Consider the following 21276-nt stretch of genomic DNA (forward strand, 5'->3'; position numbering starts at 1 on the left):
ACCCCGCTGCGGGGGTGCGCCATACTTCGGTGCCTTTGTCGTGAGGAGAGCCGATGTTCCGTGCACGCCTTCGGGGGTGGACGCTGCGCCGCCGGGTCGCGGTGCTGTTCACCGTGGCCGGAATTCTGCTGGCCGGGATCGGTGCGCTGGCCGCGGTGACGGCGGTCGACAGCAACGACAACCTCGACGTGATCCTCGAGAAGACCGGGCCGATGCGCATCGCCGGCCAGGAGCTGTACTCGGCCTATCTGGATCAGGAGACCGGCGTACGGGGATATGCGCTCAGCCGGTCGGCGAAGAACCTGCAGCCGTACGAGCAAGGGGTGAGGACCGAGGGTGAGCTGCTCACCCAGATCGAGACCCTGAACGACGCCAACGGCACCGCGGCCATCGCGACCAGCCTGCGGACCGTGCGGGAGAAGTCGGCCGACTGGCGCCGCACGGTGGCCGAGCCGGTCATCGACGGGGACGCCGAGACGATCGGCACCGCCCAGTTCGATGCTCTGCGGGCCGCCGTCGACCAGCTGCAGGCCGACATCCTCGACCTGCGCAACGAGGCGGTGGCCGCGGCCCGCCGGACCGGGTCCACCCTGGTCGCGCTCGAGATCGGCGCCGCCTTCATCGTCATCGTGGTCGGCGCCCTGATGCTCATCCTGCTCAACCGGCTGGTCGCCCGACCGGTCACCCAGCTCGCGGCCCAGGTGCGCCAGGTGGCCGAGGGCGATTACGAGCGGCCGATCACCAGCGGCGGCTCGCCCGAGCTGCGCAGCCTGGCCACCGACGTCGACGCCATGCGCCGGCAGATCGCCCAGGAACTCACCCTGGTCCGCGAGGCGCGGGCCGAGGTCGAGCTGGCCAACGAGCGGCTGGAGGCCAAGGCCGAGGAGCTCACCCGGTCCAACCGCGACCTCGAGCAGTTCGCCTACGTCGCCTCGCACGACCTGCAGGAGCCGCTGCGCAAGGTGGCCAGCTTCTGCCAGTTGCTGCAGCGGCGGTACGGGGGTCAGCTCGACGCGCGGGCGGACCAGTACATCGGGTTCGCGGTGGACGGCGCCGAGCGGATGCAGCGCCTGATCAACGACCTGCTGGCGTTCTCGCGGATCGGGCGGATCACGACCGGGTTCAAGCGGGTCGAGCTCGACCAGGTGCTGCCCGAGGTGAAGTCGCAGCTGGCCGCGCGGGCCGGGGCCGAGGCGGCGATCAGCTGGGGCGAGCTGCCGGCCGTGGAGGGGGAGGAGCCGCTGCTGACGACGCTGTTCGTCAACCTGATCGGCAACTCGCTGAAGTTCCGCCGGCCCGACGTGCCGCCCGAGGTGCGGGTGACGGCCGAGCGCGACGGCGACCAGTGGAAGATCAACGTGCGCGACAACGGCATCGGCATCGAGCGCGAGTTCGCCGAGAAGGTCTTCGTGATCTTCCAGCGGCTGCACCCGCGCGACGCGTACGAGGGCACCGGCATCGGCCTGGCCATCGTCAAGAAGATCATCGAGTATCACGGCGGGCGGATCTGGCTCGACCTCGACGTCGAGCAGGGCGCGTCGGTCTGGTTCACCCTCCCCGCCCTGCCCGACGCTGACTTCAGCGAGCGTGGGTGAGGGCCCAGTCGAGGGCCTTGTCAGCGACCTGCTCCCAGCCCGGCTCGGCGCAGGTCCAGTGCGAACGGCCGGGGAACTCGTGATATTCGGTGATCGTGTTGGGTGCGAGCACGTCGGTGTGCTGGGCCCGAACGGCCATCGCGGCCGCGATCGGGTTGGAGAAGCCCCACGCCCGGCCACGGCCGCGATCGACGAGTGGCGGCGCCGGGACGAGGTCAGCTCGGTCCGCGCGCCCTGCAAGAACCCGACCGTAACGATCTTCAGCGCGGGGTAATTTGCTCAGCGTACAGCGTTGTCGGCCTACTGTGCACGCCGCCATTGCGAGGGCGTGACGCCGTACCGGGCCTTGAACCGGCGGGTGAAATGGGTGGGATCGCGGAAACCCCAGCGGGCGGCGACGGCGGCGATCGGCTGGTGCCGCCGGTCGGGCCGGGTGAGTTCCTGGCGGACCCGGTCCAGGCGCTCGTTGATGATCCACTGCTCCAGGCTGAGGCCGGCGTCGGCGTACAGCTTGTAGAGCTGCCGCACCGAGATGCCGTGGGCCGCGGCGATCATCGTGGGGCTCAGCTCCGGGTCGGCCAGGCGCAGCCGGGTGAACGTGCGGATCCGGGTCAGCAGCGTCTCGGCGAACACCTGCCGGGCGTGCCGCCGGGTGTGATCGGCCGAGGCCAGCAGGGCCCGGGCCAGATCGATGCTGGCGGCGGCCGCGGCGGCCCCGGCCGCCGGGTCCTCGGTGATGCCGGCCGGGTCGCGCCCGAGCTGCGCGATGTGCTCGGTGACCAGCCGGTAGAGCGGGCTCGCGGTCAGCTCGGCCGCGGCCCGGCGCACGACGTCGAGCGGAAGACCCAGCCGGTCGTACGGGATCTGCAGCGCTCCGGCCCCGCCGTCGCCCGACCACGAGTAGTCGTACGGCGCCGAGAGATCGACCACGACCAGCTCGCCCGGCGTGACGACCCGCTGATGCCCGCCCTGCTCGATCCGCCCTTCGCCGCGCTGCTGCACGGCCAGCGCCACCACCGGCATCGCGTCCTGCCGGGCCAGCTTGGCCGTGCGCAGCAGCCGGATCCCCGACGACCGGTGCGTGAAGATGTTGGCGTCCCCGAAGTCCCACACCTCGAGCCGCGCGTGCACCGCCCCGGCCGGATCCTCGTGCAGCACGTGACAGGGCGCCGAGGCATAGAGCATCGCCGTGTTCACGGCGTCCACCCGCGTCTCCGCGGGCAGCTCAGCGGTGTCGAGCACGTACCCCATGGGCGACAGTCTGGCACCGTGGGAGCGCGGCCGGAATCAGCCGTCCAGTACGGGCAGCGTGATGTGGGACGAGCGGGCAGGGTCGTGGAAGAGCTCGAAGTGGCAGGGGCGGCCGGCGGTGGCGGTGGCGAACGGCTCGTCGGTGCCCATGTTGCGGGCGTAGCGCGGGAAGGCGCCCCCACTGACCTGCACCCGCAGGCGATGCCCGGCCTGGAATCGGTAAGCGGTGGGGAAGAGCTCGACCCGCACCGCCAGCACACCGTCGGAGCCCTGCTCGATGTCGGGGGCGTCGACCGTGCGCGGATCGAGCCGGCGGATGCCATCCACGACGTTGCGCGAGACGCCCCTCTCGTCGACGTCGCACAGGCGGACGAAGACATCGGCGTACGGGATGGAAGTGCGCACGTGGATGGTCGCGCTCACCGGGCCGACGACGTCGAGGTCCTCGGAAAGCAGCGGCCCGGTGAAGACCAGGACGTCGTCGCGTGCCTCGACCAGTCGGTTGTCGGCCTGCTTGCCCGGCGGCTGCAGCATCGGGCCGCCCACGGTCGGGGTCGGGCGGGCCGGGTCGAAGGTGAAGCGGCTCGGCTCGCCACTCTCCGGCTCTGCGACCAGGCCGCCGCCACTGCTGAGGTTCAACACCTTTTCCCGTACGGCGTTCGGGGGCCATTCCTCGAACTCGAGCCACTTGTTCGCCCGCTGCAGGTGGACGCGCACCGGAGCCCCTGAAGGAGCCGGGCCGCCGTTCAGGTGGTGGTCGAACCACACCGCGTCGGTCTGCGCGATGGTCCGGATCTCGCCCGGCTCGCCGTGCAGCCACGGCCCGACGACCAGCCGGGCCGGCACCCCGGCCGCGCGCAACGCCGTGTAGTCGGCCAGGTTGCCGCCCAGGAACAGATCCCACCAGCCGGTGACCATGCTGACCGGCGGCATCCGGGTCAGGTCGGCCCCGTCGTGGTCGGCCTGGGCCCAGAAATCGTCGCCCGGCTCGGCGTGCCCGGCGAAGTCCCGCCAGAACGGCACCGGCGCCTCGGCCACCCGGACGTCGACCGCCTGCAGCGGCAGCTTGCCCAGCGCGCGGCGCACCTTGGTCCGCACCCGCGGATCGGGCACCGCGTTCAGCAGCCCCGGCCGCTCCTGCCGCCCGATCGTCGTCGACCAGCTCAGCGCGGTGTGGATCGACGGCGCGCCGTGCTCGTAGAACAACCGGTGGGTGATGTTGGCCGAGGTGATGTGCGGGGCGACGCAGGTCAGCGGCGGATCGACATAGGGGGCGACGGCCCACTGGGTGTGCCCGAAGTAGCTGCCACCGGCCATGGCGATCCGCCCGTCGCACCACTCCTGCTTCCGCAGCCAATCGACCGTGGCCAGGCCGTCGTCGCGCTCGGTGGTGAACGGCCGGAACTGCCCGCCGGAGCCGAACGTGCCCCGGGTGGCCTGCATGAACACCTGCAACCCGCGCCGGGCCAGGGGCGCCGCGAAGAGCTGCCCGAACGCCCCGTCCCGCCCGTACGGCACCCGGATCAGCACCACCGGCCGCGGCCCCTCCGCCCCGACCGGGCGGTAGTGGTTGGCCAGCAGCGCCACCCCGTCCGGCATCGGCACGGGCACGTCCCGGCGGATCTCGTACGGCACCGCCTTTGTCGGCAGTCCGAGCGCGACGTCCGCCACCAGGCCGGTCAACCGGCTGATCTTCGCCATTCCGGCAACGTAACCCATGGTGGCGGACGGCGCTCAGCTCAGGACCGGGCAGCCTTCTCGATGAACGCCGCGGTGATGCCCGGCTCCGAGACGAAGACGGCGTGCGAGCCGCTCCTCACGGTGCGGACGGCGGCCGCCTTGGCCCGCTTGGCCTCGAAGTACTGCACAGCCGGCGGGATGTTCTTGTCGCCCCCGGCGACCAGGAAGTACGAGGGGACCTTCTGCCAGGCCTGCGGTCCGGCCGCCTTCTCGTCGAGCGCGGCCGCGGTGATCGGGCGCTGGGCCACCGCCATCAGGGCGGCGTCACGGGCCGGCACGTCGGCCGCGAACTGCTGGTGGAACTTGGCCGGGTCGACGTACAGGTCCTGCTGACCGCCGGGCAGCTTCACCGGGCGCAGCGTCGCGGCCAGCGTGCTGCCGGGGAACTTGGCCGACAGGTCGCCCGCGCTCTCCCCGGCCAGCGGGGCGAACGCGGCCACGTAGACCAGGGCCTTGACGTCCTTGTCGCCGGCCGCGGCCTTGCTGATGACCATGCCGCCGTACGAGTGACCGACCAGGACGATCGGGCCCTTGATGCTGTCCAGGAGCGCCTTGACCTGGGCCGCGTCCGAAGCCACCCCGCGCAGCGGGTTGGCCGCCGAGATCACCGGATACCCGTCCCGGGCGAGCCGGCTCACCACCCCGTTCCAGCCGCTCGAATCCGCGAACGCCCCGTGCACCAGCACGACGGTCGGTTTCGCCTTCTTGCCACCGCCGGCCTGGGCCGCGGGCCCGACCCCGATCAGCGTGCCGGCCGTCAGCACCAGGGCCGCGGCCACGGCGATCAGTCGTGATCTGGTTCGTACCATCGGATCCTCCTCAGGATGCGTCTTCACCGTCGGACGCTAGGAGGGGGCGGTGCCGATTCAGTTCCTATCGAGTGCGGATGCCAGCTGGCCGCGGCCGTTGATGCCGAGCCGGTGGAAGACGTGTGAGAGGTGCGATCCGACGGTCCGGTGCGAGATGAACAGCCGCCGGCCGATCTCGCGGTTGCTCAGGCCCTGCGCGGCCAGCATCGCCACCTGCAACTCCTGGGCCGACAAGCGGTCCTGGGCGGCGTGGCTGCGGCGGCTGCTGGCCTCGCCGGTCGCCTGCAACTGGCTGTGGGCCTCGTCGGCCCACGGGCGGGCGCCCAGCCGGTCGCATTCGTCACGGGCCGACCGCAACGGCGTTCGGGCGTCCACATAGCGTCGGCGGCGGCGCAACCATCGTCCGTACTGGAGGGTCAGTCGCGCCCGCAACAGCGGCCACTCGGCCGGCACCGTGCGCAAGGCTTCGGCGTACGTCGATTCGCCGTTCTCATCGGGGCCGAGCGCTGCCCGGGCGTAGGCCGCGGAGGTCACCATCATCTCGGACGGCAGCCGCCGGGCCTGGTCGGGCAGCCCGGCGAGAATCTCGCGCGCCTGCTCCTCGAGCCCGGCCGCCACCGCCGCGTCGGCCAGATCGGGCACCACGGCCCACTGCAGCACCGAGTGGTGATGCGGGTCGGCCGGGTCGAAGATGCGGGCCAGGAGCGCGAACGCCTCGGCCGGACGCCCCTCGATCATCGCCGCCAGACCGTCGACCTGGGCCGCCAGCATCACCGCGAACCCGCGCATTCCGGGGAACTGAGGATGCGCCCGCAGGTCCCGCACCCGCTCGGCGGCCTGACCGGTGTCGCCCCGCAGCACGGCCACCATCGCGGCCGTGGCCTTGGCGGCCAGCAGGGCGATGACGCTGCCGGTCTCCTCGGCCAGCGCGCACGCTTCCTCGGCCTCGGTGCGGGCCCGGTCGATCTCGCCGATCGTCGCCGTCGGCCAGGCCCCGGCCAGCGCCCGGGCCAGCATCCCGAGCCGGCCCTGCACCCGCCACGCCGCCGCCGCGGCCGCCATCAGCCGGGAGCTGACCGAGAACTCACCCAGGCACAACGCCGCGCTGCCGAGCAGGTGCAGGGAGCGACCCTCGTCCGGCGGATCCGAAGGCAGCCGGGCCAGCACGTCGGCGCCATGACCGTACGGGTCGGCGTAGGACCACACCGCCAGCGTGTGCGGATCGTCCGGGTCGAACTCCGACCGGTGCAGCTCGGCCGCCACCGCGGCCCGCGCCGACGGCCCGGCGTCCTGATAGAAACAGCGCGCCGCGGCCCGCCACAGCAGGTTGAGCGCCACGTCGGCCGCCCCCGCCTGCCGCGCCGCGGCCACCGCCGCCACCAGCTCGTGCACCCGGCGGTCGGGGTCGTCGGTGGCGAACAGGGCGATCTCGGCCACGTTCAGCAGCCGCGCCCGCTCCACCGGCCCCAGCGCGGTGAGGTCGGCCCGATCGAGCAGGGCCCGGGTCTGTGCGTGATCGTTCAACTCGGCCGACAGCTCGGCCGCCCGCAGCAGCAGCGCGGTGCGCCGAGGGGCGGACCCGGTCAGCCGCGCGGCCTGCCGCAGCGCGGTCACCGCGGCCGGTCCCCGATTCTTCCCGTACGCATCGTCGGCCACCCGCTCCAGCCGGTCGGCCAGCCCGTCGTCCGGGCCCAGGGCCGCCGCCACCTCGTGGATCAGCCGCCGCTCGGGTTGCCCGGCCAGGGCCGCGGCCAGCTCCCGGTGGGCGGCGAGGCGCTCGGCGACCGTGGCCCGCTGATAGATCGCCGACCGCATCAGCGGGTGCCGGAACTGCAGGCCGGCCCGGTCGCCGTCGGTCAGACCGGCCTCGAAGGACTCCCGGACGACGTCTTTGCTGATCTCGGCGCCGACCAGCCCGGCGGTGGCCGTCAGCAGCACGTCGACCGGCGCCACGGGCTCGGCCGCGAGCAGCAGCAGAAGAGCTCGGCAGGCCGGGCTGACCGCCGCCGTCCGGTCGGCGAACGCGGCCTCGAGGCGCTGGGTCAGCGGCAGATCGGCCGGGTCCTCGGGGACACTTCGCAGCACCTTGGGCAGCTCGACCAGGGCCAGCGGGTTGCCCGCCGCCCGGTCCAGGATCAGCCGCCGTACGGGCGGGGCCAGCCCCGGACGGCCGGAGTCCAGCAGTTCGGCCGCCTCGGGCGGCCCGAGCGGCCCGAGCAACAACTCGGGGTGGTCGTCGGCGCACCGCCACCCGGAATGCTCGGTGCGGGCGGCACAGACGATCAAGATCGGGTGTTCCCGCGTACGCCGGGCGATGAACCCGACCACGTCCCGGCTCGACGAATCGAGCCACTGCAGGTCGTCGACGATCAGCAGGACGGGTTGCCGCTCGGCCGCATCGGCGACCAGTTCGAGGGCGGCCAGCGCGACCCGCGCGACGTCCGGGTGGGCCTGAGTAGCGCCGAAGGCCGCCCGTAAGGCTTCCGGGAGCTCGCCGGCCGACCGCACCAGCGGCTGAAGCAGCAGGTGGAGGGCGGCGAAGGGGAACCAGCGCTCGGTCTCGACACCGGCTGCGAACAGGACCCGGAAGTTGCGGGCCCGAGCCTCGTCAGCGAACTGCCGCAGCAGGGCCGTCTTGCCGACGCCCGCCGACCCGTGCACGAGCCGGGACGCCCCTCGCCCCTCGACGACGGCCGCCAGCATCGCGCGGAGCAGATCAAGCTCCCGACCCCGTCCGACAAGCGCGTCCACACGAACACCTTTCCACCGCCCGGCCCCGATGGTCGCGCTCCCATCCCGACTCTGCGCGAACGCGCACACTTGATCGTCACTCCACCCCACTACGGTCGTGACACGACGCCCGATGGGTCGCGAATCGGTGGGCAACCCGGCCCCCTGGAGCGGCGCGACCGGCCACGCGGACGGTAGGTCGCGTTCGTGGCCGGGCCGGGTCGTTCGGTGGGGCGGGAAGAGGTGAGGCTGTGTCACTCGTCGGAGTCGCCGGTCCGGGGGAGCCGGCGCGGGCGCTGGCCGCCAACCTGGCTGGCCACGGCTATCGGGGGGCGACGCCGCAGGAGCGCCCGGACGTGATCTTCCTGCTCGACGAGGAGGCCGACGCGGCGATCGTCGTGGACGGCGCTCACGTGCTGAGCTGCGGCCTTCCCCGGCGGGCGGCGACCCTGCGCGACGGCCCGGCCTATGTCGTCGGCGGGAATCATGCCGCCTACCTGCGCGTACGTCCGATCCTGCGGGCCACCGCGGCCCGCGAGCAGAACGTGCCGTGCGTTGCCTATGCCGGCACCGGCGCCGCCGGCCACAACGCCCAGCGGGTGCACGACGACCTGGCCGCCACCGACGTCCGCCTGGCCACCGAGGCGTACCAGCTGATCGTGACCGGGCTGGGCCGCAAGCCCGAGCAGGCCGGCGAGATCTTCGCCGCCTGGAACACCGGCGAACTGAGCTCGGCCCTGATGGAGACGGCCGCCCGGATTCTCGACCGGCCCGACGACCGCCCCTTCGCGGCCCGCCTCACCGCCGAACTCGGCATCGAGCGTTCATCCGCGACAACCCCACCGGGGCTTGGTGTCGGGCATTCGCTCTTTGCCGAGTCCGGCGATCGTTCCGCGGGGCCGGGTGCGGGGAGTTCGGCTGCTGTGGAGTCCGGCGATAGTGCGCTCGGGCTGGGCGCCGGGCATTCACTCGCTGTCGGGCTCGGCGATTCGCTGCCGGCGCAGGGGAGTGAGCACTCGCCTGGTGCCGAGCGGGGTGTCAGTGGGCCGGGGCAGATCGGCAGGCGTTCGCTTCCAAGCGAGCTGGACGTCAGCGTGGCGCAGATTTTCGAGGCGGTTTATGTGGCGCGGATCGCGGCCTATGCGCGGGGGTTCGAGCGGCTGCCGGGGGAGCACCGGGGCGAGATCGCGTCGGCGTGGCGGGCCGGGAGTGCTGTTGGCGGGCGCTTCCTCACTTATGTGCGGGAGGCGTTCGAGCTGGAGCCCGTCCCGGGCCGGCTGGACGACGATATCTACTTCGCGGGGACGGTCCGTCACTATCGGCCGACCTGGCGGCGGGTCGTGGCCGAGGCCACGCGCGTCGGCCTCGAGGTGCCGGTGCTGCGCGGCCTAGGCTGATCTTGTGGCCGGGCTGATCGATGCGCATCTGCACCTGTGGGATCCGGACGTGCTGGACTATCCGTGGCTGACCGGCCCCCTCGACCGAGCCTTCCGGCCCGCGGACCTGGACACGGGTGGGCTGGAACTGGCCGGGGCGGTCTTCGTCGAGGCCGGGGTGCGGGCCGATCAGTCGCTGGCCGAGGTGTCCTGGGTGGAGTCGCTGGCCCAGGACTGGCCGGTGCTGGCCGCCATCGTCGCCCAGGCGCCGCTCGACCAGGGGCAGGCGGCCGCGCCGCTGCTGCGCGAGTTGGCAGGCCGGCCCCTGGTGCGCGGCGTGCGCCACAACGTGCAGGGCGCGCCGGCGGGACGCGTGCTCTGCAGTGAGCACGTCACCGGCGTACGCCTGCTGGCCGACCTCGGCCTGACCGCCGACCTCTCGATCGACGGCGTCCAGCTGCCCGAGGTCACCGAGCTGGTGCGGCTGGTCCCCGAGGTCACGTTCGTGCTCGACCACGTGGGCAAGCCCTCGGCACAGTGGCAACCGTGGGCCGACGACCTGGCCCGGCTGGCCGCCCACCCCAACGTGACGGTCAAGCTCTCCGGCCTGGCCACAACGGCCGGCGCCGATCTCGAGCGCATCCGCGCCCAGCTGTCCCATGCGGTAGCGACGTTCGGCGTCGACCGTTGCCTGGCCGGCAGCGACTGGCCCATTTCCTCATCGACTATCGATTATCGAGTTTGGATGGCCGAAGTCTCCACAGCCGCCGGCGGCCTGGACCACCTCTCCGACACCGCCCGCCGCGTCTACCGCCTGCCTTGAGTCGGTTGTTGCTGGGCTGCGCTGGTGGGTGGGGAGTGTTAGCCTCGCGAAACCACTTGCGGTTTGCAATCGGTTCTGGAGGCATGATGAAGCTGCTGCTCACGTCGGCCGGCGTCAACAACGCGAGCATTCACGAGGCGCTGCTCGGGCTGCTGGGCAAGCCGATCGCCGAGGCCACCGCCCTCTGTATCCCGACCGGCATGTACGGCAGCCCGTGGGCCCGGCCCGCGGGCGCGTGGGAGTTCATCGCCGGCAAGTCCGGGCAGCCGATGACCGAGCTGGGCTGGAAGTCGGTCGGCATTCTCGAGCTGACCGCGCTGCCCGGCATCGACCGTGACCGCTGGACGTCCTGGGTCGAGCAGGCCGACGTCCTGCTGGCCGGTGGCGGCGACGGCCTGTTCATGGCCCACTGGATGTGCGAGTCCGGCCTGGCCGCCCTGTTGCCCTCGTTGAACGACAAGGTCTGGCTCAGCTACAGCGGCGGCAGCATGGCGATGACCCCCGGCATCGGCGACGAGTTCATCGGCTGGAAGCCGCCGTCCGGCGCCGACGAGGCCCTCGGTGTCGTCGGCTTCTCGATCTTCCCGCACGTCGACCATCCCGACCTGCCCGAGAACACCATGGCCGCCGCCGAGACCTGGGCCGCCGCCCTCCCCAACCCGGCCTACGCCATCGACGACGCCACCGCGATCCGGGTCGTCGACGGCGCCGTCGACGTCATCACCGAGGGCCACTGGCGGCTGTTCGCGCCGGTGGCCCCGGTCGACGGCCTCCCGGTGCTGGAACTCGCCGCCCCCGGGCCTCTGCGTGATTCCGGCCTCGCCGCCATCCTCGACGGCACCAAGACGGCGATGACCGGCCTGCCTGCCCTCCACGAGTCGCTGCCCGCGGCCGGCGACCGCTTCTGCGTGGTCGACTCGAACGGCGATCCTGCCGCCGTCATCGAGATGACCCGGGTCGCCACCGAGCCGCTGGGCTCCGTGACCGCCGCGTACGTCCACGCGGAAGGCCGCGGCTACCCCGGCATCGCCGCCTGGCGAGCCGCCCACGAGGAGTTCTTCCGCAGCGACATCGTCACCGAGACCCTCGGCCACACCCCCGACCTCACCGACGAGACCCCCGTACTGACCCAGCGCTTCGTCCTGATCGGACGCGTCTGAGACGTGCGCTGGACGTCGCCGCAGGCCGACCCCGGTTATGAAGCTCGCCCGGCGTTGAGGTCGGACCACAGTTCGTCGGGGATGGGCAGGCGCCAGTGGTGCAGGTTCTCGGTGAGCTGGGCGCGGTCGGCCGGGCCCAGCAGCACGGCCCGCACTGCCGGGTGCCGGGCCGGGAACTGCAGGGCCGCGGCGGCCAGCGGGATCCCGTACTCGGCGCAGCGGTAGCGCAAGGCCTTGGCCCGGGCCAGGATCTGCGGCGAGGCGGGCGCGTAGTCGTAGTGCGCTCCGGGCTCCGGCACGGCCAGCACGCCCGTGTTGAAGACTCCGCCCGCCCACACCTCGACGCCACGTTCGCGGCACAGCGGCAGCAGTTCGTCGCCGGCGCTGCGGTCGAGCAGCGTGTAGCGGCCGGCGATCAGCACCACATCCAGGTCGGTCTCGCGCACGAAGCGCAGCGGGCCGGCCACCTCGTTCATGCCGACACCGATAGCTCGCACCACACCCTCGGACCGCAGCCGGTGCAGCACCGGGTAGGCGCCCTCGAGCGCCTCACGCATGTGGTTCTCGGGGTCGTGGATGAGCACGGTGTCGATCGCCGTCACGCCCAGCCGGTTCAGGCTGGCCTCGAGCGACCGCAGGACGGCGTCGCCGCTGAAGTCCTGGCGGCGGTCGCCGGGCGGATCGACGACGTAGCCGACCTTGGTCGAGACCGTCACGTCGTGCGGCAGCCCGGCCAGCGCGCGGCCGACCCGGCGTTCCGCGGCGCCCCGGCCGTACCAGGGCGAGGTGTCCAGGCCGCAGACGCCGTCGCGGGCGGCCGCGAGCACCGTCGCGACCGCCTCGTCCTCGTCGGGCCGGTCGCCCAGTGCGGCCGTGCCCAGGATGGTGCGCGCGTCAATTGCGCTCATGGCCGCCCCGGGTCGAGAGCCACGTCTCGTACTCGTCCCGGCTGTCCGAGGTCAGCGGGTAGTAGTCGGCCAGGCGGGCGCCCTCATCGATCCGCGATCGGCTGAACACCTCCCAGCTCTCGTGGTCGCGGGCCCGCTCGACGACGGCGGCTGCCCGCTGCCGCGGCACCACCACCGGGCCGTCGTCGTCGGCCACCATGAGGTCACCGGGCAGGCACAGGGTTCCGCCGACGGCGACCGGCACGTCGTACGCCCAGGGGAACAGTTCGGACTGGGAGGCGTAGTGCGGCGTGGTGCCGGTGCACCAGATCGGCACGCCCAGCGCCCGCACCCGCGGCGCGTCCCGGATCCGGCCGTCGACGACGATGCCCGCGCCGCCCTTGCGCTTGAAATAGCGCACCAGCATGTCGCCCAGACATCCGGTGAACTGGCTGCCGTAGGCCTGGATGACCAGCACGTCACCGGGCTGGATGGTCTCGAGCACCGCCCACAGGGCGGTCGTGCGCTCGACGTACTCCTGGGCGACGCCGCTGGCCACGTCCTCACGCTGGGGCATGAACTGCAGCGTCACGCTCGGGCCGACCACCCGGCTGCCGGCCACCAGCGGCCGTGGTCCGGCCACGAAGCTGCGTGTGATGCCCATCTGGTGCAGTTGCGCGCAGGCCGTGGCCGAGCTGACCGGTTCCATGGCTTCGACCAGCGATTTGTCGGCCCGTTGGAAATCCGGGCCCCGCTGCGGCAGCGGCCAGACAGTGTTGATCTCGGTGGTCATCAGGTGCTCCTTCTCTGGTGGTGCGCGAGCGCTCCGAACCGGTCGACGGTCAGCCGCACGGTGGTGGCGGTGCGGGGCGGCAGGTGCAGGTGGCCGTCGGACGGTCCGATGGTGTGTTCGCCGTACATTCCGCCGGTCAGCACGACGTCGTGCTCGGTGCCGGGGCTGAGGTTGACGACCTCCACGGTGAGTCCGTCGTTGTCGATCGTGGACACCAGCGCGGCCACGTCCGGCGGCAGGCCGGGCCGGCCCCGCCCGGCGTCGGTCCACCGCAGCAGGGTCAGGGGCAGGCCGCCGTTGTAGAGCTGCTGGGGCGCGCCGCCGATCAACTGGGTCAGCACCTCGGTCACGACCGGGTTGAGGTTCTGCCACCAGTGGATGTCGTCGCCGGGTGGGGGAGTGGGCCGGTCCGCCATCGCGGCGAGCCGGGTGCGCACCTGGTCCAGGGCCATTTCGAGCGCCCGTACGGGGTAATCCGGGTTGTCCCCGGCCAGATACCGGAGCCAGGGCGGCTCGTGACCGCCCTCCTCCTTCTCGCGGAAGGCGCGCACCCGGCGCCAGTCGTAGCCGGACCGGGCGGCCAGGTCGTCCAGCCGCTGGCGGTCGGCCGGGTCGCGTCCGGCCCACCACAACCAGGCCGGGTAGGCCGGTGGCAGCGGCTGGTGGTCGAACCAGCCGTCGAGGTCGCGACGGTAGGGCACCACCAGCAGGTCCGACCCGGTCTCGGCGCCGAGACGGTCGTGCCAGTGGTCGAAGAACGTGCAGTCGTCCGGGTCGAGCGGGCCGAGGCGGGCCCGGGACAGCGCCGCGTCGACCGTGGCCCGGGGCAGGCCCAGGCTGTCCGGATGACCGGTGACGAGCGTGTGGTTGAGCGCGGCCACCAGCGCCGGCGCGACCACGCTGTACAGGCCGTGGGGCCAGGTCCAGCCGTAGTGCCCGCCGTACCAGCGGCCGTCGTGCAGCTCGCCGACCCGCCCCGACGGGCCCACGTTGTCGGGCAGCAGGCCGCCGTTGGCCGCGGCCCGCACCTGCCAGGCCGCCACGTAGTCGAGCACGAAGGCGGCGTACCGCTCGTCGTGGTCGTACAGCCAGGCGTTGGTCACGAGCGAGGTGGCGGCCAGGTTGAGCGGGATGTCACCGGTGCCCAGCCGCGTGTTCATCGCGTCGGCCATCCGCTGGGCGTTGCCCTCGTCGGCCAGATCTTCCCAGGTACGGATGCCGTCCAGGTCTCGCAGAGGCAGGCCGTACTTACGCATGCCGAGGTTGCCGGCCGAGTACGGCCGATCCTCGCCGAGCCCCGGGCGCGGGCCGAGCGCGCCCACGTGCGGCGCCCGCATCATGTGCCGCCCGCCGTCGTAGTTGCCGGTCGGCGAGCCCGGCAGGAACAGGTCGGCGAACCGCAGCGCCTGCTCGCGGAACGTCGCCGGATCGGCCGCGCACAGGTTGTAGAAGAACAGCAGCGACTCGCCCTGATGGAACCAGTCGTAGCCGTTCTCGTAGCCGCCGGTCAGCATTCCACGCTGTTCGAGCTGGCCCGTCACGCCGTTCCAGTGCCGCTTGCAGGCGTCGAGCAGGTCGTCGGCGCCGCCCAGCGTGTAGAGCGCCGGCCAGTTGAAGAACGGCTCGTAGAAGTCGTCGACACCATCTCGCCCGACGGTCTGACCGTCATACACAAGCGACCCGTCGGGCGCGCAGTACAGGTCTTCGAACTGCCGCCACGCGGCGTCCAGCGCGTCGAACAACTCGCGCTGCAACACGGCCCAGCGGGGCGGCTCGGTGAAGGTGCTGGTGATGGGGGTGGAACTCATCCCTTGGTCGCTCCCGCGGTGAGTCCGGACACGATGTTGCGCTGCAGGAGGACGAAGAAGATCAGCACCGGGGCGACCGCCATGAGCAGGTTCGGATAGACCACGGTGAAGTCGGTCGAGTACCGGCCGATCGCCGCGTAGACGCTGGTCGTCACGGTATAGAGGGCCGAGCCCGGACCGAGGATGATCTGCGGATTCACGAAGTCGGTCCACACGCCGATCGTGTGCAGCACGACCGCGGTGGCCACGGCCGGGCGCATCAACGGCAGGATCACCCGCCAGAACGTGACGATCGGCCCCGCCCCGTCGACCCGGGCGGCTTCGTCCAGCTCCCGCGGCAGCGTCTTGATGTACGCCACGTACAGGAACATCGAGACGGGCAGGGTGAGCGTGGTCTCGTACAGCAGGAAGCCTGTGACCGTGCCCATCAGCCCGAGGAACTTGAGCACGTAGATCACCGGGATCACCAGCACCTGGCTCGGGATGAACAGGCCGAGCAGGAACAGGCCCAGCAGCGCCCGGTGCCGCACCCGGGTGCCGCGGGCGATGACGTACGCGGCCGGAGCGCTCACCGCCAGCGAGAGCACGTTGACGGCTATCGCGAACAGCGCCGTGACCAGATACGCCCGCACCAGTGAGTAGTTGGGGTCGGACAACGTCGCCGTGAGATAGCTGATCGACAATCGATCGAAGGGGATCCCGAACGGGTTGCCGGTGATGTCGTCCTGGCTCTTGAAGGCGTTGACGACGAGCAGGTACCCGGGGACCAGCATGATCAGGGCGACCAGGGCCTTGAGGACGTTCTTCATGCGCTCACCGCGTCCTCGGCCCGGCGGCGCAGCGCGGTCAGCCCGAGGGCGAGCGCGGCGATGACCACCATCAGCGTGATCGCCTGAGCGGCGCCGTAGCCCAGATGGTTGGTCCGGAACGACTCGCTGAGAATGAGGAAGGCGAACGTGTTCGTCCGGCCCGCGGGTCCGCCGTTGGTCAGCGCCAGCACGATCTCGTAGACCCGCAGCAGCCCGACCAGCACGAGCACCAGGTTGACCGTCACCGACGGCGCGAGCATCGGCCACGTCACCGACCGGAACGTCTGCCAGCGCCCGGCCCCGTCGACCCGGGCCGCCTCGTGCAGGGCCGGCGGCACCGTCTGCAGTCCGGCCAGATAGAGCACCACGTTCACGCCGAACTGCGACCACACCACGACGGCCACGATGCTGCCTACGGCCCAGGTCGGGTCGGACAGGAACGGCAGCGGACTGTGCCCGGCGTTGCCCAGCACGTGGGCGATCGCGCCGTTGGCGCCGAGGATGGCCGACCACAGGAAGCCGATGATGATCGGGCCGATGACGTACGGATAGAAGACCACGGCCCGCAGTACGCCGTTCAACCGTCCCGGGCCGTTGAGCAGCAGGGCCAGGCCGAGGCCGGCGATGTTGCAGGTCAGCGTGCCGACGACGGTGACGATCAGGGTCACCACGGCCGCGTGCCCGACGTCGGAGTCGCGCAACAGCTGGGCGTAGTTGTCCCAGCCGACCGACTGCGGGTTCGGCGACAGCCCGTCCCAGTCGGTGAAGCTCAGATAGGCGGCGAGCGCGATCGGCGCGAGCATGAACAGCGCGATCATCACGGTCGCCGGGGTGAGGAGAACCGCGTGCGACACCCCGATCCGGAGTGCCGCACGCGAGCGGATGCTACTTGGCATTCGAGGTGTACCAGCTGTCGATCGACTTGAGCACGCCCTCGGGCTTCTGGTCCAGATAGAGGCCCTGCACCAGTTTGTTGAACTCGTCGTTGAAGCCGGTCGGGGCGGAGTTGTCGCCCTGGCCGTTGGAGGCGACGACCGTGGCCGGGGCGGCCGACACGATCGCCGCGACCTCCTTGTTGAGCGGGGTGGCGTCGTACTCGAAGCCCTTGCGGAAGTTGCCCTCGGCCTTGAGCTCCTTGGTGACCGCGTCCTTGTCGGTGACCAGGAACTTGAGCAGGTCGACGGCGGCGGCCCGGTTCTTCGAGGACTTGGTGACCGACCACGGGATCGACGGGTTGCCGGCGACCGGGGCGGGGGAGCCGTCGACGGTCGGCATGGCGAAGACGCCGACGCCGTCCTTGGCGGTGGGGATGTACCAGCCGCCCATGATGAACGTGGCCGATTTGCCCGCCGCGAACTGGTCCATGGCGTCCTGGTACTTCAGGCCCATCGCGTCGCGCGGGGTCAGGCCCTGCTCGATCCAGCTCTGGTACGTGTCGAGCACCTTGCGCCACGGGCTGTCGGCGAAGCTGACGCCGCCGGTGTTGCGCCGGGTGAACCAGTCCGGGGTCGGGCCCAGCACGTTGACGTTGCCCATCATCTGCACCTGGGCCCCGGTGACCCACTCGCCGGCGGTCTGGGTCGGCACGAAGCCCGCGCCCTTGAGCTTGACCAGGGCGGCGGTGAACTCGTCGAGCGACTTGGGCGGGGCGGTGATGCCCGCCTTCGTGAACGCGGCCTTGTTGTAGTAGACAATCGATTGCACCTGGTTGCCGCTGCCGGCCTGCCACATCACGCCGCCGACCCGTGACTGCTCGGCGTACGGGGCGTCCTTGACCCACTGCTCCTCGGGGAGCGCGGCCAGCTGGGGCACGGTGTCGCGGCCGAGGCTGCCCGAGACCAGGTCGGGGGCCGAGCCCGCGGCCAGCTGCTGCTGCAGGGTGGCGCTGACGTCGCTGCCGGTGGGGGCCTCGATCGTCACCGTGATGCCGGGATGGGCGTCGGTATAGGGCTTGACCAGGTCTTGGTAGAACTCCTTGGTCAGCACCGGGGTGATGTTGACCAGCAGGCGGAGGCTCGCCGAGGTGGTGGAGCCGGTGTCGCCCGACTCCTGGAAGCCGCCGCCGGACGAGGAACAGGCGGTCAGCAAGAGCGCGGTGGCGGCAGCACACGTAGCCGCGAGCGCTTTGAGGCTCTTCGTTGGTTGGCTGAACATCGGGGCACCCTTTCCGGGTCCAATCGACTATCGATTAGCGATAGAGGCGATCATCACCGTCGCGAAAGACGGTGTCAATAGCGTGTTACGGACGAGTGACCGGCCGGCTGCGCCGCAGGTCAGCGGCCTTTTTCCGAGGCCCGCCGGCCGTCGTCGGGCAGCCTGAAGGGCCGCCGCCGCGCAGGGCGGCGACGGCAGTGATCTTCGGGTCTTAAGCCTCGATACCGGTGGCGTGGTTGAGGAAGGCGGCGGCCGCCCGACCTCGGTTGCCGTCGGCCAGCACCTCGATCAGGCGCTGGTGGGACACGGCCATCTCGTTCCAGTCGCCCTTGAAGCCCGGGTCGCCGACTATCCGCAGGCTCATCAGGCTGGGCTCCATGACATCCCACAGGCGGGGCAGGTAGCTGTTGCCGCTCATCAGCACCACGGCCCGGTGGAAGGCCATGTCGGCCTGCCGGAAGCCGGCCAGGTCGAGGATCGCGGCCGACTCCTGCATCAGGCCGACGAAGGTCTCGAGGATGACCCGGTCGGCCCCCGTGAAGTGCAGCACCGCGTCCCGGGCGGCCGCCTCTTCGAGCAGGCCACGCACCTCACGGGCATCGGCGGCCTCGTCCTCCGAGATCTGGCGCACGTAGCTGCCCCGCCGCGCCACGGAGACCACCAGACCCTCGTGCACGAGGCGTTTCACGGCCTCGCGGACCGGGGCCTGACTGACCCCGAGCTGACGGGCCATCTCCGACTCGACGATGCGGGCGCCGGGCTGGAGCGTGCCCTCGAGGATCGAGCGCCGCACCAGGTCGTACGCCTGGTCGGAGAGCAGCGTGCGCGACAGCGAGCCGTTGTCGGCGCTCTCGTAGGGGATGGACAAGGACCGCTCCTATCGTTTATCGCTAAACGATAGCGGAGCGGGTGCCGGCGCGGTGAACGCGAAGTGGTCGATGTTCGCCACCCCCGGCGACGAGCCCAGGGCGATCAGAAACACGCTGTGCACGCCCGTCGTGGGCGTGATGGGCGTGGACTGCGCGATGTAGTCGTCGAAGCCGTCGCTGGGCAGCACCGTGTGGCGCCCGATCACCGGGCCGGTCAGCGCGTCGAGACGGATCTCGAACGTACGGCCGGCGTATTGGCGGTCGGCGCCGATGCTAGCGGTGAACACCGTACGGCCGGCGCCGAAATCCACAGCGTCGTAACGCGCCCAGTCGCCGCCGTCGAAGCTGCCCAGCACCTGGCCGGTGCCCGCCGCGTGCCGGGCGACGCCACTGTCGGCCGCGTACCGCTCGGCCTGCACTTTTGTCGCCGCCAGCGGGGCACCGGCCGACCACTTCGGGGCCCCGTACTGATATGCCCCGGCCGTCGGCTGCCGGTCCCGGTAGCCGTCGGTGGCCGGCTTGCGCACCACCGCGGCGTTGCGGGCCGGCGACTCGGCACGCACCGAATAGTCCTGCGTCCGCGGCTCGGTGAAGAGCGGATCCACGGCGTACGCGAGGTTGTTGCGCACGGTCGCGCCGGGCTTGGTGTCGACGTCGCCGATGTTGTTGGCGATCTCGGTGTCCGGATAGCTCGGCCCGTTGAGGCTGACCGACTTGCGGTCGGTGCCCGACGTGTTGTTCCAGATCTTGTTGCCGGGCGCGGGCTGGTCGCCGTTGAGCAGCACGACGCCGTAGCTCGTGCCGTTCCAGGCCACGTTGTTGTGGACGGTGGCGTTGAACGCGTTGTTGTCCAGGTACACGCCGGGCGCGGGTGCCTGGGCGGCCAGCGGTGCCGGGTCGTGCATCAGGTTGTGGTGCACGGTCGTGCCGGCCATGTCGATGTTGCAGCAGATGTAGACAGCGCCACCGTCGTTGACCAGGTGGTTGTAGCTGGAGATGTCGTTGTACGCGATCTCGTGTCCCGGCGCCTTGGCCCCGGCCACCTTGTCGTCGATGTTGATGCCGCTGCGCCCGGTGGTCGTGACCGTGTTGCGCAAGACCTTGTGGCCCGAGCCGATGATGTTGATCCCGGCCGCGTAGCTACCCATGTAATCGATATTCGATAGCGTGGTGCCGGCGACCGTGTTGCCGGTGCCGGTGAGCACGACGCCGTTGCCGGCGCTCCACTCGACCGAGCTGTCCCGCAGCACGTTGCCGGTACCGCCGAGCTGCAGACCCGAGGTGGTCTCACCGGCCGTGAGCAGGCCACAAGCGTCCGGGTCGCGCACCATGTTCGGGTCGCGCTCGAGGTTGTCGTAGGACGAGACGTACCGGGCGACGGTCCGCTCGACGATGTTGTTGGTCGAACCGGCCGCGGTCCGCAGCGAGGTGGCCCGCAGACCGAGGCCGCTGACCGCGATGTACGACCGGCCGGTCAGGTCGAGGCCGAGCTCGCGCTGCTTGGCCTCGACGGTGTGGCCGGCCGGGCTGTCGCCGTCGCGGGTCCACAGGTAGAGGCGGTGCGCGGTCTCGTCATAGAACCACTGGCCGGGGTGGCCCAACAGGCGCAATTTGCCGGACAGGGCGTAGCTGGTGCGCTGGTTGGGGTTCAGGCTGATGCAGCTGGGCAGGGCGGCCGCGGTGACCTGGCCCGGCTGCGACGCGGTGACCGTGCCCGTCTCGCTGACGAACCAGTTGCGGGCCAGCAGGCGGGCCCCGGTCCAGTAGCCGGCGGGCTGGTCCAGGGCGGGGTCGTCGATGCTCGTGTAGGTGCCGGAGCGGGCCGACGCCATCAGCGGGCGCATCGGGTTGTCGCCGGGGTGCGGCCACTGGGCCTGCGGGGTGAGCGAACCGTCGACGAAGACCTGGTTCCCGGGGAGGTCGGGGTCGAGGGTGACATCGGCGCGGTAGATACGGCCGTCCCGCACGCCCTTCGCGAAGGGGGAGCCGGTCATGAACTGGTCCTGCCCGGAGAGGGCTTCGAGGTCGGACCCGGTGACCTGCTGCCACCCGGTGACCGGGTCGGTGCCGTCGACGATGACCTGGGCGTTCGGGGCGGCGGCGTACGTGATGCGGGCCTTGGCGGTGCCGTCGCGCTTGGGGGTGACCCGCTCGCGATAGACGCCGGCTGCGATCCGGCAGGTGTCGCCGGGGACGGCCTTGTCGGCGCACTTCTGGATGGTCCGGAAGGGGGCGGTGGCAGAGCCGGGCGCGGTGTCCGATCCGGTGGTGGCGACGTGGTAGGTGGTGGCCTTGGCGGCGGCGGCCTCGGCCGGGGTCATGGCCAGGGGCACGGTCAGGCTGACAAGAGCGGAAAGGGCAAAAAGTCGGGAAGGTCGGTGGCGCATCCCCACATCCAATCGCCTATCGATTATCAATTACCGATTGCGGAGGCACGCTAGCGGTCAAGATCGCGTTCGGTCAATCAGTCGC

The 21276-nt window shown here is 71.4% G+C and carries 17 protein-coding genes; 4 read left to right on the top strand and 13 right to left on the bottom strand.

Annotation, left to right across the window (positions count from 1 at the left end; all coding sequences use genetic code 11):
- Positions 1–53: 53 nt before the first annotated feature.
- Positions 54–1595 carry a sensor histidine kinase gene (locus M1L60_RS44995; protein WP_253243761.1) on the top strand — a complete coding sequence of 514 codons (1542 nt, stop codon included), beginning with the start codon at positions 54–56 and terminating at the stop codon, positions 1593–1595.
- Here the strand turns inward: M1L60_RS44995 and M1L60_RS45000 are convergent.
- The 5 genes from M1L60_RS45000 to M1L60_RS45020 form a co-directional block, all read right to left on the bottom strand.
- Entirely contained in the window at positions 1579–1734 is a 156-nt protein-coding gene (locus M1L60_RS45000; protein WP_253243762.1) for a hypothetical protein, read from the bottom strand. The genes M1L60_RS44995 and M1L60_RS45000 overlap by 17 nt on opposite strands.
- 161 nt (positions 1735–1895) lie before the next feature.
- Positions 1896–2846 carry an AraC-like ligand-binding domain-containing protein gene (locus tag M1L60_RS45005; protein WP_253243763.1) on the bottom strand — a complete coding sequence of 317 codons (951 nt, stop codon included), beginning with the start codon at positions 2844–2846 and terminating at the stop codon, positions 1896–1898.
- Between the two features lie 36 nt (positions 2847–2882).
- On the bottom strand, positions 2883–4547 hold the full coding sequence (locus tag M1L60_RS45010; protein WP_253243764.1) for a CocE/NonD family hydrolase: 1665 nt from the start codon (positions 4545–4547) through the stop codon (positions 2883–2885).
- A gap of 38 nt (positions 4548–4585) precedes the next feature.
- Entirely contained in the window at positions 4586–5395 is an 810-nt protein-coding gene (locus M1L60_RS45015) for an alpha/beta fold hydrolase (protein WP_253243765.1), read from the bottom strand.
- Positions 5396–5452: 57 nt separating this feature from the next.
- Positions 5453–8146 (bottom strand): helix-turn-helix transcriptional regulator, encoded by a 2694-nt coding sequence (locus M1L60_RS45020; protein ID WP_253243766.1) that lies wholly within the window; start codon positions 8144–8146, stop codon positions 5453–5455.
- 230 nt (positions 8147–8376) lie between these two features.
- On the opposite strand from M1L60_RS45020, the gene M1L60_RS45025 reads away from it, so the two are divergent.
- The 3 genes from M1L60_RS45025 (at position 8377) to M1L60_RS48185 (ending at position 11484) form a co-directional block, all read left to right on the top strand.
- A complete protein-coding gene (locus M1L60_RS45025) occupies positions 8377–9522 on the top strand; it encodes an NADP(+)-dependent, decarboxylating phosphogluconate dehydrogenase (protein WP_253243767.1) in 1146 nt (381 codons plus the stop codon).
- Between the two features lie 4 nt (positions 9523–9526).
- Positions 9527–10324, top strand: a complete 798-nt coding sequence (locus M1L60_RS45030; protein WP_253243768.1) for an amidohydrolase family protein — start codon at positions 9527–9529, stop codon at positions 10322–10324.
- 83 nt (positions 10325–10407) lie between these two features.
- Complete coding sequence (locus M1L60_RS48185; RefSeq protein WP_308208641.1) at positions 10408–11484, top strand: Type 1 glutamine amidotransferase-like domain-containing protein; 1077 nt, start codon at positions 10408–10410, stop codon at positions 11482–11484.
- 35 nt (positions 11485–11519) lie between these two features.
- On the opposite strand, the gene M1L60_RS45045 is transcribed toward M1L60_RS48185, so the two are convergent.
- The 8 genes from M1L60_RS45045 to M1L60_RS47485 form a co-directional block, all read right to left on the bottom strand.
- Positions 11520–12392: an aldo/keto reductase gene (locus M1L60_RS45045; RefSeq protein WP_253243769.1), complete on the bottom strand. Its 873-nt coding sequence runs from the start codon at positions 12390–12392 to the stop codon at positions 11520–11522.
- On the bottom strand, positions 12379–13164 hold the full coding sequence (locus M1L60_RS45050) for an RraA family protein (RefSeq protein WP_253243770.1): 786 nt from the start codon (positions 13162–13164) through the stop codon (positions 12379–12381). The genes M1L60_RS45045 and M1L60_RS45050 overlap by 14 nt, the downstream gene beginning before the upstream one ends.
- Positions 13164–14972, bottom strand: a complete 1809-nt coding sequence (locus M1L60_RS45055) for a DUF8034 domain-containing protein (RefSeq protein ID WP_253243771.1) — start codon at positions 14970–14972, stop codon at positions 13164–13166. Before M1L60_RS45055 ends, M1L60_RS45050 begins: the two co-directional genes overlap by 1 nt.
- Positions 14969–15781, bottom strand: a complete 813-nt coding sequence (locus tag M1L60_RS45060) for a carbohydrate ABC transporter permease (protein ID WP_253243772.1) — start codon at positions 15779–15781, stop codon at positions 14969–14971. The genes M1L60_RS45055 and M1L60_RS45060 overlap by 4 nt, the downstream gene beginning before the upstream one ends.
- The gene (locus M1L60_RS45065) at positions 15778–16599 is read right to left on the bottom strand and encodes a carbohydrate ABC transporter permease (protein WP_253243784.1); all 822 of its coding nucleotides are present in this window, start codon (positions 16597–16599) and stop codon (positions 15778–15780) included. Before M1L60_RS45065 ends, M1L60_RS45060 begins: the two co-directional genes overlap by 4 nt.
- A 67-nt stretch (positions 16600–16666) precedes the next feature.
- Complete coding sequence (locus M1L60_RS45070; RefSeq protein WP_253243773.1) at positions 16667–17935, bottom strand: ABC transporter substrate-binding protein; 1269 nt, start codon at positions 17933–17935, stop codon at positions 16667–16669.
- A 211-nt stretch (positions 17936–18146) separates the two neighbouring features.
- On the bottom strand, positions 18147–18803 hold the full coding sequence (locus M1L60_RS45075; protein ID WP_253243774.1) for a GntR family transcriptional regulator: 657 nt from the start codon (positions 18801–18803) through the stop codon (positions 18147–18149).
- Between the two features lie 9 nt (positions 18804–18812).
- Positions 18813–21191 carry a carbohydrate-binding protein gene (locus M1L60_RS47485; protein ID WP_256518704.1) on the bottom strand — a complete coding sequence of 793 codons (2379 nt, stop codon included), beginning with the start codon at positions 21189–21191 and terminating at the stop codon, positions 18813–18815.
- Between the last annotated feature and the right edge of the window lie 85 nt (positions 21192–21276).

Origin of the sequence: Paractinoplanes aksuensis, assembly GCF_024137025.1 — a bacterium.
Taxonomy (GTDB): Bacteria; Actinomycetota; Actinomycetes; order Mycobacteriales; family Micromonosporaceae; genus Actinoplanes; species Actinoplanes aksuensis.

Excerpts from the sequence above, each read along its gene's own strand:
- M1L60_RS45000 (WP_253243762.1), bottom strand. The coding sequence starts at position 1,734 with ATGGCCGTTCGGGCCCAGCACACCGACGTGCTCGCACCCAACACGATC.
- M1L60_RS45065 (WP_253243784.1), bottom strand. The coding sequence starts at position 16,599 with ATGATCGCGCTGTTCATGCTCGCGCCGATCGCGCTCGCCGCCTATCTG.
- M1L60_RS44995 (WP_253243761.1), top strand. The coding sequence starts at position 54 with ATGTTCCGTGCACGCCTTCGGGGGTGGACGCTGCGCCGCCGGGTCGCG.
- M1L60_RS45060 (WP_253243772.1), bottom strand. The coding sequence starts at position 15,781 with ATGAAGAACGTCCTCAAGGCCCTGGTCGCCCTGATCATGCTGGTCCCC.
- M1L60_RS45070 (WP_253243773.1), bottom strand. The coding sequence starts at position 17,935 with ATGTTCAGCCAACCAACGAAGAGCCTCAAAGCGCTCGCGGCTACGTGT.
- M1L60_RS47485 (WP_256518704.1), bottom strand. The coding sequence starts at position 21,191 with ATGCGCCACCGACCTTCCCGACTTTTTGCCCTTTCCGCTCTTGTCAGC.
- M1L60_RS45005 (WP_253243763.1), bottom strand. The coding sequence starts at position 2,846 with ATGGGGTACGTGCTCGACACCGCTGAGCTGCCCGCGGAGACGCGGGTG.
- M1L60_RS45045 (WP_253243769.1), bottom strand. The coding sequence starts at position 12,392 with ATGAGCGCAATTGACGCGCGCACCATCCTGGGCACGGCCGCACTGGGC.
- M1L60_RS45015 (WP_253243765.1), bottom strand. The coding sequence starts at position 5,395 with ATGGTACGAACCAGATCACGACTGATCGCCGTGGCCGCGGCCCTGGTG.
- M1L60_RS48185 (WP_308208641.1), top strand. The coding sequence starts at position 10,408 with ATGATGAAGCTGCTGCTCACGTCGGCCGGCGTCAACAACGCGAGCATT.
- M1L60_RS45010 (WP_253243764.1), bottom strand. The coding sequence starts at position 4,547 with ATGGCGAAGATCAGCCGGTTGACCGGCCTGGTGGCGGACGTCGCGCTC.
- M1L60_RS45050 (WP_253243770.1), bottom strand. The coding sequence starts at position 13,164 with ATGACCACCGAGATCAACACTGTCTGGCCGCTGCCGCAGCGGGGCCCG.
- M1L60_RS45055 (WP_253243771.1), bottom strand. The coding sequence starts at position 14,972 with ATGAGTTCCACCCCCATCACCAGCACCTTCACCGAGCCGCCCCGCTGG.